Raw genomic sequence first — 1284 nt, 5'->3', positions numbered from 1 at the left:
AAACTGGACATCGTGGGTAGGTGGATTTTCGGCCTGAACGCGGCATGATTGTCGTGAACAGGAGCGGATATGACGAGACGCGTGCGCCGGAACCACAGCCCGGTTTTCAAAGCGAAGGTCGCTTTGGCGGCGATCAAGGGCGAGAAGACGCTGGCCGAATTGGCTCAGCAGTTCGACGTCCACCCCAACCAGATCACGCAATGGCGCAGCCAACTCCTTGAAGGGGCTGCCGGTGTCTTTGGCTCCGAAGCGAAGTCCGTGTCCAACGCACCAACGATCGACGTGAAGACGCTGCATGCGAAGATCGGGGAGCTGGCTCTGGAGAACGATTTTTTGTCCGGCGCGCTCGGCAAGGCCGGCCTTCTGAGCGCAAAGCGATGATCGACCGCGCGCACGATCTGCCACTGAACCGGCAGGCGAAGGCGCTCGGGATCAGCCGGGGCAGCGTCTATTATCTGCCCCGCGCGGTTCCTGCCACCGACCTGGCGTTGATGCGCGCGATCGATGCGCTGCATCTGGAATACCCCTTCGCTGGCAGCCGCATGTTGCAGGGGCTTCTCGAGGCCGATGGCCATACGGCTGGGCGTCTTCACGTTGCCACGCTGATGAAGCGCATGGGGATCAAGGCGCTTTATCGCCGGCCGAACACCTCCAAGCCAGCACCGGGGCACAAGATCTTCCCCTATCTGCTGCGCAAGCTGCCGGTGACGCGGCCCAATCAGGCCTGGGCGATGGACATCACCTACATCCCGATGGCGCGGGGCTTCGTGTATCTGACGGCCGTCGTCGACTGGTTCAGCCGCAAGGTGCTGGCCTGGCGGCTCTCGATCACGATGGACGTCGCCTTCTGCATCGAGGCCGTCGAGGAGGCGCTGATGCGCTTCGGCAAGCCCGAGATCTTCAATACGGACCAGGGCTCGCAGTTCACCAGCCGCGAGTTCACCGCCCTGCTGATCGGCGCCGGCATCCAGATCAGCATGGACGGCAAGGGCGCCTGGCGCGACAACGTCTTCGTCGAGCGCATCTGGAAATCCGTCAAATACGAGGAGGTCTACCTGCGAGCCTACGCCAGCGTGTCCGACGCGCGCGCCTCGATCGGCCGGTATCTCGCCTTCTACAACGGCAGGAGACCTCATCAGAGCCTGGCACGGCAGACGCCCGATCAGGTCTACTTCAACCCGCTGCAGCCAATCCCGGTTGCAGCATAACAAGGGCCGAAATCCACCTAACCACAGCCCGCAAACTGTTCAGACAAACCGAGCCAGCTCTAACCGAGCCAGCTCT

At 62.5% G+C, this 1284-nt stretch carries 1 protein-coding gene; it reads left to right on the top strand.

The genetic code is table 11. The features are described from left to right. Positions 1-69 precede the first annotated feature (69 nt). A protein-coding gene (locus AC1D2L_RS25765) for an IS3 family transposase (RefSeq protein ID WP_476848741.1) occupies positions 70-1208 on the top strand; the annotation gives its coding sequence in 2 pieces (ribosomal slippage) (positions 70-328 and positions 328-1208; 1140 coding nt in all). Positions 1209-1284 lie beyond the last annotated feature (76 nt).

The sequence above is a fragment of the Allobosea sp. P1_B10 genome, from assembly GCF_056406735.1.
Note: the sequence above shows the minus strand (reverse complement) of the source record. Positions and strands in the feature narration are given on the sequence as shown.